The sequence below is a fragment of the Leadbettera azotonutricia ZAS-9 genome (assembly GCF_000214355.1).
GTDB classification, from domain to species: domain Bacteria; phylum Spirochaetota; class Spirochaetia; order Treponematales; family Breznakiellaceae; genus Leadbettera; species Leadbettera azotonutricia.
In genome coordinates, this window is the sequence record NC_015577.1 from 1,159,996 (window position 1) to 1,177,773 (window position 17,778).

A 17,778-nucleotide genomic window follows, 5' to 3' on the forward strand; every position below is an offset into this window, starting at 1 on the left:
AAGGGGAATTTGGGAAGTGAGCGCGTTGCACAGAGAACGCAGAGGCAGGAGGGATCAGAAAGGGGAAACCGGTATAAACAGTTCCCTGTTGGGCGGGGGAGCATCCTCCATAATGGTCTTTGCATATTCATAGAGAAAATCAAACTTGTAGGTCTCCAGCAGTTGGTACCCTTGGGAATCATATATATCCTGGGCATTAAGATATTCGGAACCCGCAAAGTACCGCGCGTTAAGGGTCCCCACAAGAATGCTCAGGGATTCCAGTTCTTCGGCGCTCAGGCGCAGGGCCGTTGCGGAGAGGCGGCGGCGGACCATGTCTTCCGAAACCCTGCGGAAAAATTCCTCCGACCAGGCATTGAATTGGAGCAGCCGCTGGTCCTGGAGGCCGCCCGCCCGGGCCCAGGCTTCCACATCCAGCGCCTTGACCGAATAATTCCACCCTGCTTGTTCGGAATTAAAACGAAGGACCCCTATTTGATGAGGATACACTGCCAGGGCGCTGGTAGCTATATCGTACACGATGGACCCCGAGGAAGTTTGACGCTGGCTTATATCCTGGGCGTGGATATGGCCGGTAAGGATAAAGTTGATCCCCAGTTCGGCAAAGAGCTCCCGGAGGGAAGCGGCGTTTTCTATGGTGAACCCCCGGTTCACCATGGGGTGATGGTCCATAAGGCTGTGATGCATGGCGGCGACGATACGATCCCCGTCTTTTTTGGCAGCCTCAGCCTCAGCGCATATCCATTTTCTGGTAGATTCGGGGATGGCCCCGGCGGTCTCGGGACTGCCCAGCTCGCGGTTGTTTTTATATTTGGCGCTGTCCAGCATGAGAAGCCGCAGGCCGGGCATGGGTCGAACCGTGTAGCTCAGGGTCTCCCTGTCCCGGGAAACCGCTTCCCGGTAACCAAAGTCGGCGTAGATGGTCTCAAATTCCCGCGGGCCTACCGCTGGAGCATAGCTGGCCCGTTCATTAAAATAGGTCCGGGCCCAGGGGTTGTTGATGTCGTGATTGCCGGGGATAACAAAGACCTTGACCCCAAGCGCTTCAATAGCCGCCATCTCCTGGGCCAGCGCCTGGTGGCTTTCCTTTTCTCCGTTAAAGGTCAGATCGCCGTTAAACAGGATCATGTCCGGCCTTTCCTCCTGGGCGGTGCGGAGCAGGGTCCGGAGCAGGCTTGGAATCATTTCGGTGTTTTTCCCGTCCCCCTCGCCGATAATCCGCTGATAGCGGGGACCGTCGTCATGGAGGGCATCGGCGAGCAGATGGACATCGTTGGTAATATAGATGAGCGGGGGATGATCGAGTGAGGCCAGCCCCGCAGGCTTTTCCGGGGCCGTGCACCCGGAGAGTGCAAACAGGAGAACCTCTGTCAAAGACCGGAGTACCACCGCTGCGGGCTTCACTGTAATCTCAACTGGCGTATTCCATACCAAAACTATAGTTTTGCGCCAGGAGAAAGTCAAGAATATCGCTTAGTGGCGCCCCAGAGGCGACAGGCACCGAATTTGCCCGGCAAAGGAAATTAGAGCACAATCTTGTCCAGTGTTTCTTCCGCATGCTTCAACGCCTTCTTGGCGTTTTCCAGTTGGGCCGCTGTTTTTTTGCCAGCCGTATCTTTGCCGGCAACAAGGTAGTCAATGGTAACCCCCAATACATGGGCAATCGTATAGGCGTCGGTAAGCGGAGGGTATATGTCTTTTGTAATCCAGCCGTGGAAGGTATTATAAGGTATACCGCAGGCCCTGGCCATTTCTGCCTGAGTAACTTGCTTTTTTTTCAACAGCTGCTTTATGCGGCCCCAAAAAATTTTTATGTCCATTTTTTTTGCAGAAACGAAATAGGTCTACTTAGACCTTTTTTTTAATAAAATAGATCCAAGTAGAACCATTTGTTTCCTGGGGTAAATTTACCACAAATTATTGGAAAGGTAAATAGCCAGGCACGTGGTTACTTTACAAATACTGAGCTGGCTTCAGCATAGTTTGTGCCATCTGAAAGGCTTGTTGCTATGCCGTTTTTCCAGACTTTGGCAACATAGTTTTCATACCCTGCAACATAGACATCGCTGCCCGATATGAAAACCGAGCTGGCATAAGCATCATTTGCACTGCTGGTAAGGTTTGTTGCCACACCGTTTTTCCAGACTTTGGCTACATAGTTCTCATGCCCTGCAACATAGACATCGCTGCCCGATACGAAAACCGAGCTGGCATAAGCAGTGTGTGTACCATCTGAAAGGCTGGTTGCTGTGCCGTTTTTCCAGACTGTGGCAACCCATTGACTGCCGTTGTATTCATGCCCTGCCACATAAACATCGCTGCCCGATACGAAAACCGATCTGGCTTCACCAACATCTGAAAGGCTTGTCGCCACACCGTTTTTCCAGACTGTGGTTATAAGCTTGTCGCCGTTGTGTTCATACCCTGCTACATAAACATCGGTGCCCGATACGAAAACCGATCTGGCATAAGCATAGTTTGTGCCATCTGAAAGGCTGGTTGCTGTGCCGTTTTTCCAGACTTTGGCAACCCATTGACTGCCGTTGGATTCATATCCCGCCGCATAGACATCGCTGCCCGATACGAAAACCGATCTGGCTTCAGCATAGTTTGTGCCATCTGAAAGGCTGGTTGCTGTGCCGTTTTTCCAGACTTTGGCAACCCATTGACTGCCGTTGTATTCAGATCCTGCCGCATAGACATCGCTGCCCGATACGAAAACCGAATAGGCATAAGCATCATATGTGCCGTCGGAAAGGCTTGTTGCCACGCCGTTTTTCCAGACTTTGGCTACGGAATAGCCGCCATCATCGTAACCCACCACATAGACATCGGGCCCCAAATGCGATGGGTCAGAGGGGCTGTTGCCCCCGCAGCCTGCGAAGGCCATAAGCAATGCCAGCCCCAGGATGGGTACCAGCGCCATAGTTCCAAAAAGGCTTTTCTTCATATAAACGCTCTCTTTTGTGCGGCTAATGCCCGCGCTATAAAATCGGACGAACCCAACGGGCCCGGGAATTCCTTTTGGACAGGGCTTGCTGCCGCAGTTTGAGGAAATAGGGATTGTTTTAGGATGATTTAGATTATCAGGTATTTGGCATAAAAATTGGGGGGGGGGGGGGGCSTACTATGGAAGATACTTGTTCATGTACTGTATCCGGCAGATTGCCCATGTTATACCCCCTTTGTCCATGTATGCTAAAGCCAGCATAGCACTGTCATTCTGGAATGGCAAGTCTTTTGCGAGGTAAGGTCCAGGGGTGCCTGGCACCAGGTACTTTCGGGTATTTGCCCTTATCTTCTTAATAGTCGCATGGAGTTTAACACCGCTTGTTCATCCACCAGTTTTCCGGTGATATATCGATGGATAATACTGGTGATCAAAGTTTGATAGGGAATTCCCTCTTCGGAGGATCTTTGTTTGACCTTTTCAATATCATAGGCGGAAATTCTGATGTTAATGTTTTTTGTTTTATTCGCTGCGGCTATAATTGTTTCTATTTCCGCTTCTTCAGTGTCCGATATAGGTACAAAGTTTTCAGCGTTATCTTCTATGGATTGTTCAAATTCATCAAGATCATAATTAGGTTTTGCTTTCATCATCCCATAAAATCTTCACTTATTTTATATATCACATTGTATGCTATTTGTCAATCTTCCTTCCTCTGGTTTTTGCTTTAGTCAAATCCTCATTTTCCATACGAATTTTAACGAATTTTCCCAAATTTATAAAAAAACGCATCAAAAAATGAAGCGCTACGCATCCCAATGCCATATAGGGTATAGAGAATTAAATCTTTTACGGAGGCGCGTATGAAAAGTTCGTTTTTTCTTCTATTAAGTATGTTGATTTTGATAAGCCTGGGCTGTTTGGGCTGTTCCCGGGAAGGGCTTGCAACAGGGGCCATGCCCCCGACCGAGGATGCCCCGCCAGTTGCCCCTGCCAATGCTTCGCCGGGATTCAAGCCTTCAATCAGCCTTGGGGAAATTGCGGAGCTTGAAAGGGCCGGCGGCTATTTTCCCGGGCTGGGGCTGGCCGAGTCCGGTTTGCACGAGAGCGCCGGTGACTACGGGGCTGCGGTAATCGCGTCCTACAAAGAACTGTCCTGGGCTTATGGCTACGGCAGCGTTGACAAGCCCAGCGTGGAAGACGGTATACGCCAGGTCCTGGAATATCTTGAAAGCCAATCCTTAAATGCGGGTACTGATGAAGGGAAGGCGCGCAGCAATGCTGTTAATGCGGCAAAAGGGGTTCTTGCGTTTTCCGGGGAGGACTGGAAGGATGCAGCGTCCCTGCTCAATGCTGCCGGCTTTGATGGGGACGAATCCGATTCATTTGCCCGGTGGATGCTTCTTGTCTGTTCCCTGGAAACAGGTGACGAGGCAGCCCGTCTGCTGTATGGCGCTATAAGGGCGCGGTATTCGAATTTTCCGGAATATTGGTACAGGGGCGCCCGGGGTTTTAAAGGGAATATTGCATCTTCTTATGCCGAGCAGTGCATCAATTTAAATCCCCAGGGGCATTTTGCGCCTGAGTGCCGTAAAATCATTGCGGGGAATTTGGGCCTTGGCGGCAAAGGCGAAGCCATACGTTCCAAAGCCGAAATCGAGGATGGTATCAAGCGTTCTGTTTCTGCCGAAGATCCCAGGCTTCTTGAGGATATCCTTCCCCTCATGTCCTTGCCCGACAATGTTTATACCCTTTACGCATTGGGTTCTCTTAAAGCCCTGGCAGCATATCCGGTCTTTAAGGAATATTTCTCAGAACAAGCTTCCCTCTCGGGCGGACGCCTTGCCGAGCGGCTTAGCTATATTTCAAGGGGGTAATCATGTGGGAACGCAGTTCAGGAATCATCCTGATAATACTTGTCATTCTGACAAAAATGCTGACTTCTTCCTGCAGTATGAATAAGCCAAGCGAAGACGATCTTCTTCTTTATGCCAGGGCTTCAAGTGTTTATCAGGAAGCACGCTACGCAGAGGCAGCAGAATTGCTCTCAAAAATCGAGGGCTTCTCACCCGCCCTTACTTTGAAAGGGAAGGCTTTGTTTTTCTCGGGCGATGATGGGGCCGCCGAAAAATGCCTTCGCCGGGCATTGCGTCTTTACCCCAATGGGGCAGAGGCCGGAATTTACCTTGCGCGGCTTCTCAGGGAAAAAGGTGAAACAGAAGAAGCGTTGAAATTGACAGAAAACATGCTTTCAGGCGATCCGCAGAATGTCAGGGCTTTAAGGCTTGCTTCGGAACTTGCGAAGGACAGGGGCCCGTCCGGCGAGGCCTCGGCCTCGGCCTTCCTTGACCGCGCTATCGAAGCTTCTGTTGAAACTTCCCTGGTCTTTCTGGACAGGGCTAAACTCAGGTGGACAAACGGGAATAGACAGGGCGCTATGGAGGATCTTAAAAAAGCCAGGGAGCTTCTTCCTTACGACAGCCCCCTGATGCGATCCATTAAAACCATTGAATCGGCCATAAGCAATGCAACAGGAGAAAATGCGTCATGAAGCGTAATATGGTATTGGTAATTGTAATGCTTTTAATTATTCTGATTATCGGAATTTCCTGCGGATCGTTTCCGGCGAAATTTTCTTCTTCCCAATCGTGGTCAATGCCGAAGGAGGAAAAATTAAGCGGAACAATATGGATTGCTTCGGTGTGGGCCGATAAAGCCGGCGGCTGGATCTCCATTGAAAAAGAGGCGGCAGGGCTTCTCCCCCTTATCTTTATGGACGAAGGGTATTTATGTCTTGCTGAACAGGATGGGGCCGATTTTATTGCAGAGGCCACAGTCCGCGAGCGGGAATACATTCAGGGCTGGAAAACAAAAGCTTCCATTTCTGTTGATGTCAAGCTCTGGCAAAAAACAAACAGCCGGGCTCTAACGGCGGCGCCTGCTGCCGCAGGACGTGTTACCGTCCAGGGGAATGCCAGCCTTGTATCTTCCAAGACCTTGAACCGCATGTTGAAGAAGGCAGTAAAAAAGGCAATCCATGCACTGGAGAAAATTTAATGCCAAAGCCTAAACTCCTGCCATTAATGCTAATGCTGTTTGTTGTTCCCCGCATATTGCTTGCAGGGGATCTTTCCCTGGGTTTTGCCGATGCGGGGAAGATGGCACAAGCTGCTTCCCGCGAATTGTGGAGCGAATACCAGAAGCATTATCTTAAGGAAGGGGCTTGGGCATGGGGCTTAAGAGCTTATTTTCCAAGGCTCAGCGTTACTGTTTCGGAAGATGACAGGCTGTCTTTGGTCAATGCCGATTCTTTTCTGAAAAATTATACCCTTAATATCGAACAGCTCCTGTTTGACGGCGGGCGTACATCCATGTCCCGGAAGCTTGAAAAGGCTAAACTTAAGCTTGAAAGCACGGCCCTCGAAAGAATGGCGGCTGAAATATCCGAGGGGGCTGTGGCAGCTTACAGGCAAGTTATTTTATACCGGAAGGTTTTGGAAGTAAGGGAAAGGGCTTTGGAATCCCTTGAAGAACAGGGCCGCATTTTAAATAGTGAAGTTGAATTAGGATTAGCCTTGGCATTGGATATGGCAGGTGCCGGGATAACCATAAATCAGGCAAAGATTGAAATTGCTTCCGTAAAATTGAATCTTATCGAGGCAGAAAAGCAGCTTGCCGAGGCATTGGGACTCAACGAACTTCCCCTGCTCATGGAAGAAATAGATATACATAGGATGGCTGTTAGGCTATCTCCGGAGGCGGTTAAATCAATTGCCGAGGCCCGCAACCCCGGCATGGCCGCTGCCCGCCATTCAATAGCCAAGCGCCAGGTAGAAGCGAAATATGCTGCCCTTTCCTGGATACCGACGCTGCGGCTTACGGGAAGCGTGGGATTGGGTGGACAGCATTATCCATTAACCAGGCACAACTGGTCCATTGGCATCAGCGTAGACTTTTCGTCCCCCTGGATTTCAGGAAACCTTAACGGTTCCGCCGGCTGGGAACCTCCCTACGATAGATCCGCGCGGCTTCAGAATACACTGAGCCCCCTTCCTGATCCGGCTCAAGCCTACACAGCCCGGAATACTCTGCTTGCCCTGAACCTTGAAAAATCAAACTATGACATAAACTTCATGAAGCTTGGACGCGCTGCCGTGGACGGGGTTGAAAAGTGCAGTCTACTCGAAAAGAAACGGGCTCTTGCAGTGGAAACCCTGGAACTTGAAAGGGAGAAATACCGCCTTGGAGAATTGAAGCTGGATCTTGGAAAACTTACCCGCCTTGAGCTTATGGATGCCCGCCTTGACTATGCTGAAAAAGAAATAGCGGCAGTGGAAGCAGCCATTGCCCTTCTTGAAGGGGAACGGGAACTGGAAAAGCTTTTGGATTTCAGTCCGGGCGAATTGTACCAGCTTGCAGATTTGGTGCTGCAATAAACAAAAATTTAAGGGGAAGTATATATGAAATCATTGTCGGTTTATATTCTTATTGCTGTGTCGGGCCTTCTTTTTTCCTGTGGGAAATCCGCTGCAGAAACAAGTTTGCCCAGGCAGGTCAGAGCTGCAGCTGTATCGCTTCGGGAAACTGCAGAAGAGATACATGGTTTTGGCGCCCTTTCGTATCTGAAAAAGGTAGATATAGCCGCGCCTTCCGATGCAGTCCTTGAAACCCTGGTGATGCGTGAAGGTGACGCTATTGCTGAAGGGGAGATAATAGCAATACTGTCAAACCCTCAAATAAACCTTGCTGTGCGCAGAGCCGAAAATGCCTTTTCTCAGGCACAGGCTGCCAGGGATCTTTCAATGGCAAGGCTGTCTGATGGCGAACTTCAGGTTGAAGCAAAAATACTGGAGAATGAGAAAGCCGAGGCTGAACTTTCCCTGGCCCGCCGTTCCCTTGGAGAGCAGAAACGCAAGCATGAAAAAGAAGAGGCCCTTTTTAAAGCCGGCGGCATAAGCAGTGAAGCTATATTGAATTCCAGGTTTGCCTTTGAAACCGCAGAAGCCCAACTGGTTATGATGGAAAAAGAACTGGAAATACGCCGGATAGGGCTGCGCATTGAGGATCTTCTGGCGGCGGGAATAAACTCGCCAAATGAGGAAAGCGCTTTGCGAAAAGCCCTTATTGCGTTTGCTGTTAAAGGGCTGTATGCAGAGGCCAGAGCAGCCGAGGCAAGCCTGGAGGCAGCAGCCAGGGAATTGGAATCGTCAAAGCTCCTTGAATCGGAACTGATAATAAAAAGCCCTCAGTCAGGTATCATCGGGGCAAGATATGCCGAAGAAGGCGAAAGGCTTAAGCGGGAAGATAAAATATTCACCCTTATAGACACAGTTTCCCTTTATGCCATTTTTTCGGTATCTGAGTCTGACGCCTTAAAACTCTGCAAGGGCATGGCTGCAAAGGTCAGCCTTGACGGAACCGGCAGAACTTATGACGGGGCAATCGACCTTGTTTCTCCGCAAGCGGACAGCCAGTCTTTTACCTTTATGGTACGGGTGCTTTTGCCTTCTGATGGCGAAGGTTTGCTCAGGCCCGGTATGTTTGCCCGCATAAGCATAGCCGTTGAAAGTCCCCGGAAAATTAAGATCATTCCTGAATCTGCCATCAGCCTAAAAAAAGAAAAAATGGGAAGAATCTTTACTATAAACGGAAATATGATTTCGGAAAGAATGGTAGAGCTTGGAAAGATATTGGGCGATGATAGGGAAATAATTTCCGGCCTTGAAGCCGGGGAAGTTGTGGTGCTGCGGCCGGATGCCGCCTTACAGGATGGAGCTTATGTGTCGGTGGCGAATTGAATTAGTGCTGCACTTATTCGTTTTGGCAGTATTGAATTCCTGCGGTTTTATTGATCTACGCCCAATTGAGGTCAGCACTGTCCCTGCGGAAGCATATAGTGTGCTTCCGGAAAGTTATAGCTTCGTGGTTATTCATTTTGATACCGAAATGCTTAAAGCAGAAACCGAGGGAGTAGTTAAGATTGTTAGCTCCCTGGGTTCTGTGGAAACAGATACAGAGTGGCAAGGCAATGATCTTGTACTGAAACCGGTATCTTCATGGCTCCCTGGAATCCGTTATGTCCTGAGGCTTTCTGGTACTATGTATTCCAAAGACGGAAGGGATCTGTTCATCTCAAAGGAAATCCCCTTCTTTGCAATTTCCCCAAGCCCAATGCCCTATCTTAAATCTGTTGTCCCTTCCGACGGCGAATCTACGGAAGTTTTTTCCAGGGATGACAAGGTTTTGGAATTTGTTTTTTCGGAATCCATGGACAGGCGTAGTACCGAGGCTGCTTTAAGCTGTGACAGCATGGGGGATAAAATAGTTGAATGGCTGGATGATGATCATGTTCTGCACGTCATTACCGGCAAAACACTTTCTCCATGGACCTCTTACCGCTGGTCAATTTCAGAAAAAGCTTTAAGCCGTGACGGAGCGCCTTTGGCTAGAGCAGTGTCAGGCAGGTTTATTACTGATCTGGATGCCGAATTCCCTCGTGTGCTGAAAATCATCCCCCTTCTCAAGAGTGAAGCCTTGGGGGATTGGGGTTGCTGGCTCCCGGCGGATCTTAACCTTGAAAAAGGCCTGGGCCCTAGCCAGGGCATTGGTGTGGAATTCAGCAAGCCCATGGATGGCGAGAGCCTTAAGCGTGCCTTTAGTTTTGAGCCGTCCCTTCCGGGGAGGGTTGATCAGCTTTCCGCTACAAAGGCGGTGTATATACCTGACAGGAATCCCGAGGCAGAAACAAATTATACCCTTAAAATCAACGGTGATATCAAAGATAGTGGAGGGCTTAAAATGGGCAATGACAATGTTTTACTTTTTTCTTCGGATATCCCTCAGCTTAAAATTATGTCTTTTTATTCAGCTGAGGATACGGTGATTCTTAAACCTGAACGGGGCATGGTAATCAAAACCTATATTGACGAGGCAGGGGGAGGTGTCCTCCGTTTCACCATGCATTTTTCGCTTCCTTTTAAAGAGGAAGTCCAAAACGATGCGGCCTTTAGAATAACCCTGGAGCCCTTCTTTCCGGGGAATCTGCCCCCTGTGAGCCTCAGGTTTGTGCGCTGGCCTTATACCGATCAGATACGAATGGATTGGGAAGGCCTCCAAATAGGGAAACCCGGCGAATCCCATTATTACCGACTTGTCCTGCCCGGAGGGCGGAATGGTATGGCGAATGGAGACGGTTCTTATTTTAAAGAGGAAACATGGTTCTTAATTGAGGCGGTAGGAAATGAAGAATAGGCATTTCACTATTTCCATGGGAATCTGTCTGCTGGCAATGATTTTCCCCGTGGTTTTCTTTTCCTGCGATATCTTGCGGGATTCTCCATTTGAAGTCGAAGCATGGTCTCCCGGAGCGGGCTATCATGCCCGGCCTGAAATACTTGAAGTATCCCTTCTCCTTTCCCATGAGAGCGACAGGGTTAAGGTGGAGGAGGCCTTCTCTCTTACCGAAGACGGCAAATCGGTAAAAGGCTTGTTTTCCTGGCAGGGCAATCGCTTTTGTTTCAAGCCCGCTTCCCCTCTTGAACAGGACAGGGAGTACCTTGTTTCCCTCGGAACCGGAGCGCAGGATACCAAAGGGCTTTCATTGGAACGCAAATTTGAAGCTTCTTTTACTACCCGTTTGCGGAACATAAGGCCCAAGGTGATTTCCGTAGAGCCTGCCTATGATGGTGTTATTTCCAATTCACGGGATATGGTAAAAATAGTATTCACAGAAGAAGTGAATGTTAATTCATGCATTAACAGTATTAGTTTTAGCCCTTCAGTTAACGGAAGGTGGAACATTGAGGGGGAAGGGAAAACAGCCTGTTTTAGTCCTCTTGGGCCATGGAAAACCGGTATCCAATATAAAATAACAATTGCCGATAGTATGCAAAGCGCTTCAGGCTGTACCATAGGCGAAGAATTTCTAAGCCGGTTTTCCATAGCCATTAATAATGATGATATTCATCCTTTTATTATATCAGCCTGGGCTTTGAATCCCGGGGAGGTCCCTGATGAACTTAGCCCGCTGGATATTTACAATCCGGATAAAGGATTTTTTGAATGGGAATCCTTCACTAAACTGATGCTGGAATTTTCTGAACCTGTGGACACAGGAAGCATTAAGAGCCATTTGACAATTGAGCCCCAGGCTTCTTTGGTGCTGGAAACCCCACCCGGTTTTTCCAGCACCGCGGTATTTAGCTTTGCAGAAAAGCCTGCATGGAATAAAGATTTTCTGTTTATATCAAGTCCTGGCGTTAAGGACGAAGCCGGAAATGAAAGCCTTGATGAAAAAGCTTTTAGGATACGCACAAACGGCCCTCATTCAAAACCGCCAAGCCTGATAGGCATACGTCTTCCTATGGCCCCAGGGAACAAGGATAATCCGGAACCGTCGGTATATTCAATGAATGATATTTTTTCAGATCTTCCCATGGATATAGAGGCGGACAGTTACCCCTACGCGAAGGCGATCCCTGTATGGATAGAGCTTTATTTTGAAACGGCCATGGATACTGAAATTAATACCTTCTCGTTAATGGAACTTTTTAAAGTCGAATCTACCAACAATGCCGTAAGTTTTTCCCCCCGGAATATAAAAAACAAAGACTTTGCCTTGCCTGATGCTGTCCCTGGCTGGGAAAATCATTGCCGCATCGAGATGGAAGGACTTATGACCAATACCGTTAATTCCGGGGTGGTTAGTTTTTATATTCGTGCAGGGCTTGAAGACTTGAAAGGAAATAAAAGCCCTGAAATCCATAAGATTTCTCTGTTGAAATAGGGGGATATATGAAAACCCTGATAGACCTGTGCGTCAGGCGGCCTGTAACCATGATAATGATCATGGCTGCAATATTCCTTGGAGGAATAGTCTCACTTTTTAATCTTCCCCTGGAGAAGCTGCCTGAGATACGCCTTCCCAGGGTTACTGTAGAAGCTGTATATCCCGGCATGGGCGCGGCAGAACTTCGCAATATGGTTACCATCCCCCTTGAGGATGCCCTTTCACCGGTGAAAGGGCTGGAAACCATGAAGAGCGTTTCCCGGAATGGGGCTTCCCTTGTGAGCCTTGGTTTCCGCTGGGGTACAGATCCTGCCAGCGCAGCGGCCCTGGTGAGAGAGGCCATTGATGCGGTTTATCCCAGCCTCCCCGAAGGTGTAAAGAAGCCCACAGTAACTTCCGGTGATCCTGACGAGGAGCCCCAAGCAATAATCGCAATACGCTCAAAAGATGGAGACAAGGTCTTTGCAAGGAATTTGGCCGAGTATGAACTCCGTGCCAGGTTCCGCAGGCTTGATGGCGCAGGGGCGGTGATACTTGCAGGGGGTGAAACAGAAGAGATTCGCATAGCCTTCGATCAGGAACGCCTTGTATCCATGGGGATAAACGGAAACGAACTCGCAGAGCTGATCGCTTATGAAACTGCCGATATTCCCGGCGGAAACGCAAGGGAAGGGGATAAAGAACTTACCGTGATAAGCTCAGGAAGGCCGAAATCCATGGAAGAACTTTCGACCCTTGTTATTCCTTCAGGCATTGGCCCTCTTCATCTTAAGGATATTGCCAAAACTTATAGAACCCAAGCGCCGGGAAAAAGCCTTTTCATTTTTAACAATGAAGATGCAACAGCCCTGGAAATTTACCGCAGGCCTGGATCAGATCCAATAAAGCTTTCCAGGGATATAAAAAAAGCGCTTGAAGCTGCGTCAAAGGATTTTTCCAGGGATACGGAATTAAGCCTGGCCTATGATTTATCATCATCCATATTGGAGAATGTGCTGAATCTGATAGTCTCTATTATACTTGCGGTCGCAATAGTCGCCCTGATACTGGCCGTTTTTATGAATAATTTAAGATCCAGTGTTCTTTCAGCCCTTGCCATACCATTTTCAGCGGCTTCCGCGCTAATTTTGCTGAACCTTGGGGGCCATTCCCTCAATTCCATGAGTCTTGGCGGCATGGCTCTTGGCATAGGGCTTGTGTCGGATACATCTATTATTGTTCTTGATCTTCTGGACAGTAATAAAGAAAAGCTAAAACGGGAAACTATTGCCGCTCTTGCCGCATCGGTTTCGGGCTCCAGCCTTGGGGGTACTGTTACTACGGTTATAGTATTTATACCCATCATTTTTCTGCCCGGTCCTTTGGGCGCTCTTTTTGGAGATCTTGCCATTTCATTGATTGCATCGGTGACCATGGGCTGGGTCTATGCCCAATTTTTCCTCCCTTCATTTTTCCTCCTGTTTCCGGTAAGCAAGACAGGAAAAAGCAGCATAATAAAAAAGCCTGAAACCTTATACCTTCCCTTTCTTAAATTGGCCATACAGCGGCCCCTCCCTTTGATTATTGGAACAATTCTATTCAGCATATTTGGTTTTTTTCTCCTTTTTGCAAGGCCTGGGGAATTTATTGCATCAGATACAGTAAAGGAAATTGAAGTTACTGTGGAATTCCCTTCAGGAACTATGCCGAAAGCTGCATCAGAAAAAGGTATTTTGGTATCCCAAGTTTTATCCAGCCTGGACAATACTATCGAAAATTTTTTCGGCAAGATGGGTGCCGAGGATGAAGATTCAGGCCCCAGGGCTGATCCTGATTATCGGGACAGCAGGCTCCTATTCCGCTGTTTCCTATGCAAAGGCATAGCTCCTGATAAGGCTTTGAAAGAGATAGATGATGCAGTGTCTTCTATAAATACTATAGATACCGTAATTACTGCTTCATATCCGGAAGAAAAGACAGCTAAAATTCTGGGGCTTTCATCATCTTTCGGAATGGCGATTAAAGGAAATGGCAGAGAAGATGTTATTGCTTCCGCTGAATCAGCCGAGAGGATACTAAAGAATTCCGCAGCTCAATACTTGAATGTCTTAACTTTAAGACCATCAGGGACTAGGCCGGAATTGCGCCTTATCCCCAATCGTGAGGCTGCGGCATTTCTTGGGGTTTCCAATGCCAAAATGGCAAGTTCTGTTTACGCCGCGAGCGAGGGCATTGTTACGGGGATCATGGAGCTTGACGGGCGTACTTTGGATATGAGGAGTGCAGCGAGTCCTGGATGGTATTCCCCTGAGCAAATTGAAAAGCTGCCCCTTGTACTCCATGCTTCAGGAAGAGAAATACCTAATACAGTGTTCCTGTCTGCCCTCAATAAAATTGAAAGGAAGGAAGCCGATGTTGCATTGGCAAGGCAGGATCGTTCTGATGTAATTTATCTTGATCTCCTTCCTGCGGCGGGAAAAGAAAATGCATTAAGGGCTTTTATAAAAACCCTTCCCCTTGAAATTTCCCGGGCTGACGAATCGGTGTTTGAAAAATACTACTTCAGCCTTGTGCTCACTGTAGTTCTGGTGGTTTTATTGTTGTACCTTGCCCTGGCTGCACAGTTTGAATCTTTTTTTCTGCCTCTTATCCTTATGCTAGCCATTCCTTTTTCCCTGGTTGGTGCAGGGCCATTGCTGTTTATATGCGGCTCGGGTTTGGATTCAGGTTCTGTATTGGGCCTCATAGTCCTTTTTGGGCTGGCAGTGAATAACGGAATAGTTCTTTATGAAGTAGGTGAAGAAAAGACGAGGCTGGGGTTAGCCCCCGTGCAGGCAGTTTTTAAAGGCGCCCTTGAGCGATTCAGGCCGGTGCTTATTACAACCCTGACCACGATATTTGCTCTCCTGCCGCTAATTTTTTCGCCCGGATCTTCCCAAAGGTCTATGTCGGCAGCCATGCTGGGAGGTATAACTGCCTCTGCCCTGCTCAGTTTCTTTGCTTTGCCCCCAATTATTATCAGTTTTCTCAAAAAGAAAAACAATGCTGATAAACTTCAGGAGATCGACAATGGCTGAAAAAAGGAATTGGTTTTCAAAGCCTGTTTCTGCCCTTTGTATTTCTATAGGGGCTTTAGTTGCATCTTTATTTTTGATTTTTAATGCCCAGGGCGGATTTAATGGGACTGAAGATGTTTCCTATATGGTAACCCTAAGGGATTATGGAGTAGAAGCCCGCGAAATGGAAAGAAAAGCCGCAATTCCGCTGGAAGATGCGCTTTCCTCAATTTCCGGTATTAATAAAGTAATTACCTTGAGTGAGAACAGCCGGGTTAGAGCTTATGCTGTTTTTCGCAGGGACAAAACAAACAAGCATGCCTATGATGCAGTGCGGGAGGCAGCGCAAAGGGTATATGAAATCATGCCGTCTTCTTCCCAGCGGCCCGAGATTGGATCGTCAAATGATTCCTTCATACCTGTATGGATTGCCGCAATTTCCGGTTCTCCTGATGGGGATTATCTTGAAAAAGTCCTCAAACCTGCCCTGAACAGTATTGAAGGAGTCGGAGAGGTTGAAGTGTCAGGATCGGGAATTGCCGAAATCATCATTATCCCTGACCTAAAGAAAATAGCCGCTTTAGGATTAAGTCCTTCGGCAATTGCCTCTGTTCTTGCCAGCAATGATGGCCTTTATATGGGAGGCAGAATTCAATCCGGCAGCAGGGAAATTCCTGTTATCATGGATGGCCGCTATCCTGATTTGGCTTCTTTGGGTAACGCCCTTATTCCTATTAGCTCAGGAGCAGCAATAAAGCTTAAAGATATTGCGGATCTGCGTGAAGAAGAAAGGGAAGGAGAGGTACTCTCAAGGCTGGATGGCAAGAAAACAGCAGTAATTTCGATTATTCCCTCATCGGATGCCAATTTGGGAAGGCTTTCACGTGCTATTAAAGTCGAATTGGCGAAGTTTAAAAATAAATTCAAGAATGATTATTTTGAAATGAACATATTAAGCGATAGGGGGGCTGAAGAAGGATCTGCTTTCTGCTCTGCCCTGATCGCTGCACTGGAAGCCTCCATCCTTGTTGCCTTGGCCTCGATTTTGCTAACCCGGAATAAAGGTAGCCGCAGTTCAGGTTTTGTTTGCGCAGCGGCAATACCCATAGTATGGATAATTTCAGCGGCTATGCTTTCATTATTCGGCTTTGTGCCTGACAGGAAATTATTGGCAGGTCTTTCTGTAGGGATCGGGACCGCGGCAGATGCTGCCATACTTTGTGCAGAGGGTTTTGGAAATTGCAGAAATGCAAGGGAGGGAAGAAAAATCCTCTCGCGTTTAGCCCCAGCCCTTGTTTCAGGGGCCGCTACCACTATAGCCGCATTATTCCCCCTGGCAAAATTCAAATTAGCTGAAGATATTTCTATAATTGTCCTTGCTCTTGGAACGGTAACCATGGTCTCTTTAATCGCCGCCCTCACAGTTCTGCCACCGCTTTTTCTTTGGGACAAAAAGGATGATTTGTCCTATTCCAGAACAAAATCATTTCCGATTATTAACAGGATTCAGAGAAAAGGAGTGCGTTTTTTTGCCTTCATGATTAAGTCATGCATAAAAAATCCTTTAATTTTTGTCTTGGTGGCCCTATTTATAACTATTATGGGGATTATTGTCCTTATTTTTTCAGGTGCAGATATTTCTGCCTCAGAAAGCAGGGATTCCGTATATGCCCGTGTTGAATTTGAGGGCGGCTTCAGCAAAGAGGAAGCTGACAAACTTCTGGCCTTTTGGGTTTTGGATATTAAATCAAATGAGGGGATAAAGTCGGTGCAAACTTCGGCCCGTACAGGTTCAAGCCAGATACTTGTAAATTTTGATCCCTTAAAAATAAAAAGCGCCGAGGTCAGGGAGCTTCTGCGTTCAATCAAAGTCCCCGGCGGATTTCTCTATATACCGGAGACTTCAATGAATGAACGAATATGGGAAATAACAGTCAGTGGTGATGACGATTTTAGATGCAGGGAACTGGCTAAAAAAGCCGCTAGCCTTTGTGTACCTCTTCCATTGGTACAGGAAACAATTTTGAATTTTAAAGAAGGCAGCCCGAGACTGAGCCTGCTTCCGTTTCGTGATAAATTGGCCGAAGAAGGCTTAAGCTTCTCAGGGCTTGCCGATTCGGTAAGGAGGGGAGTGCATGGTCCTGTAATTTATAAAAGAAGTGGTGAAAAAGGAGAAATAGATGTTCGTCTAAAGCTGTCTAAGGAGATGACGGCAGATGACATTAACCATTTGCCTTTGGCAATCAGAAATCAAGGCTATTCATGGGTCCAATCGCTGACAAGCGAATACAGGGATCATGAACTTTCTCTTATCCGCAGGGAAGATAGGCGTAGAACCGCTTCATTTTCTATTAGAACACAGCCTATGGACCCTAGAGTGGTGAGGGATAATGTCATGGAAATCATAAAAGGCATTGAGCTTCCTCCGGGTTATGCCCTTGAATTTGATAGGGAGGCCATAAAGAAGGCAGAAATCCTTTCGGGAACAGGATTTCTTTTTATTCTTGCTTTGTTTTTTTGTTATATAGTTATTGCGGCGGCTAATGAATCGTTTTCTCTGCCTTTTCTCGTTTTGTCCGTGGTTCCTCCGTCCCTGGCGATACCGGTTTCGATTCTGTCAATCGTCAATATTTCTATTAATGCGTCTGTGGCCTGTTCCCTTGTCGCAGTGAGCGGTATGGCAGTCAATGCCTCGGTTTTGATAGCAGGAGAATTCCGCCAGTTTTTTGTCGATAAACGATTTATAAATCAGAGAGAATTTTATAATTCCCTAAGGAACCGTTTGCCCTGTCTTCTTGCAACAACCGGTACAACCCTGGCCGGGGCTATTCCGTTCATTTTTCTCAGAGACGGTTCAAATTCTTTTATTAGAATCCTGTCGGTGGTTACTTTGCTTGGAGTCGGATCTTCTTTTATTTTTGCATTGATACTTGTTCCTTCGTTAATTTGCATTTTTTTGAATCCTAAACATACGGGTAAGGAACTCCTGTTAGGAGTATGATAAT

The 17,778-nt window shown here is 47.6% G+C and carries 13 protein-coding genes; 9 read left to right on the plus strand and 4 right to left on the minus strand.

Annotated elements, in window-relative coordinates; all coding sequences use genetic code 11:
* Positions 1–54 precede the first annotated feature (54 nt).
* The 4 genes from TREAZ_RS05105 to TREAZ_RS05120 form a co-directional block, all read right to left on the minus strand.
* Complete coding sequence (locus tag TREAZ_RS05105; RefSeq protein WP_015710747.1) at positions 55–1,404, minus strand: metallophosphoesterase; 1,350 nt, start codon at positions 1,402–1,404, stop codon at positions 55–57.
* Between the two features lie 119 nt (positions 1,405–1,523).
* Positions 1,524–1,820 carry a helix-turn-helix domain-containing protein gene (locus tag TREAZ_RS05110; RefSeq protein ID WP_015710748.1) on the minus strand — a complete coding sequence of 99 codons (297 nt, stop codon included), beginning with the start codon at positions 1,818–1,820 and terminating at the stop codon, positions 1,524–1,526.
* A 128-nt stretch (positions 1,821–1,948) separates the two neighbouring features.
* Entirely contained in the window at positions 1,949–2,950 is a 1,002-nt protein-coding gene (locus TREAZ_RS05115; RefSeq protein WP_043922862.1) for a hypothetical protein, read from the minus strand.
* Between the two features lie 344 nt (positions 2,951–3,294).
* A complete protein-coding gene (locus TREAZ_RS05120) occupies positions 3,295–3,603 on the minus strand; it encodes a hypothetical protein (protein WP_015710749.1) in 309 nt (102 codons plus the stop codon).
* A 210-nt stretch (positions 3,604–3,813) separates the two neighbouring features.
* Here TREAZ_RS05120 and TREAZ_RS05130 point away from each other — a divergent pair, with 210 nt between their 5' ends.
* The 9 genes from TREAZ_RS05130 to TREAZ_RS05170 are packed head-to-tail and all read left to right on the plus strand — an operon-like array spanning position 3,814 to position 17,774.
* The gene (locus tag TREAZ_RS05130; protein ID WP_015710751.1) at positions 3,814–4,827 is read left to right on the plus strand and encodes a hypothetical protein; all 1,014 of its coding nucleotides are present in this window, start codon (positions 3,814–3,816) and stop codon (positions 4,825–4,827) included.
* A gap of 2 nt (positions 4,828–4,829) precedes the next feature.
* The gene (locus tag TREAZ_RS05135) at positions 4,830–5,501 is read left to right on the plus strand and encodes a tetratricopeptide repeat protein (RefSeq protein ID WP_015710752.1); all 672 of its coding nucleotides are present in this window, start codon (positions 4,830–4,832) and stop codon (positions 5,499–5,501) included.
* Positions 5,498–6,007: a hypothetical protein gene (locus tag TREAZ_RS05140; protein ID WP_015710753.1), complete on the plus strand. Its 510-nt coding sequence runs from the start codon at positions 5,498–5,500 to the stop codon at positions 6,005–6,007. Before TREAZ_RS05135 ends, TREAZ_RS05140 begins: the two co-directional genes overlap by 4 nt.
* Positions 6,007–7,386 (plus strand): TolC family protein, encoded by a 1,380-nt coding sequence (locus tag TREAZ_RS05145; RefSeq protein ID WP_015710754.1) that lies wholly within the window; start codon positions 6,007–6,009, stop codon positions 7,384–7,386. Before TREAZ_RS05140 ends, TREAZ_RS05145 begins: the two co-directional genes overlap by 1 nt.
* Before the next feature lie 24 nt (positions 7,387–7,410).
* Entirely contained in the window at positions 7,411–8,748 is a 1,338-nt protein-coding gene (locus TREAZ_RS05150) for an efflux RND transporter periplasmic adaptor subunit (protein ID WP_015710755.1), read from the plus strand.
* The gene (locus TREAZ_RS05155) at positions 8,729–10,201 is read left to right on the plus strand and encodes an Ig-like domain-containing domain (RefSeq protein ID WP_148257697.1); all 1,473 of its coding nucleotides are present in this window, start codon (positions 8,729–8,731) and stop codon (positions 10,199–10,201) included. Before TREAZ_RS05150 ends, TREAZ_RS05155 begins: the two co-directional genes overlap by 20 nt.
* Positions 10,191–11,735, plus strand: a complete 1,545-nt coding sequence (locus tag TREAZ_RS05160) for an Ig-like domain-containing domain (RefSeq protein ID WP_015710757.1) — start codon at positions 10,191–10,193, stop codon at positions 11,733–11,735. Before TREAZ_RS05155 ends, TREAZ_RS05160 begins: the two co-directional genes overlap by 11 nt.
* A gap of 8 nt (positions 11,736–11,743) precedes the next feature.
* Positions 11,744–14,794, plus strand: coding sequence for an efflux RND transporter permease subunit (locus TREAZ_RS05165; protein ID WP_015710758.1), 3,051 nt, complete (start codon positions 11,744–11,746; stop codon positions 14,792–14,794).
* Entirely contained in the window at positions 14,715–17,774 is a 3,060-nt protein-coding gene (locus TREAZ_RS05170; RefSeq protein ID WP_148257699.1) for an efflux RND transporter permease subunit, read from the plus strand. The genes TREAZ_RS05165 and TREAZ_RS05170 overlap by 80 nt, the downstream gene beginning before the upstream one ends.
* Positions 17,775–17,778 lie beyond the last annotated feature (4 nt).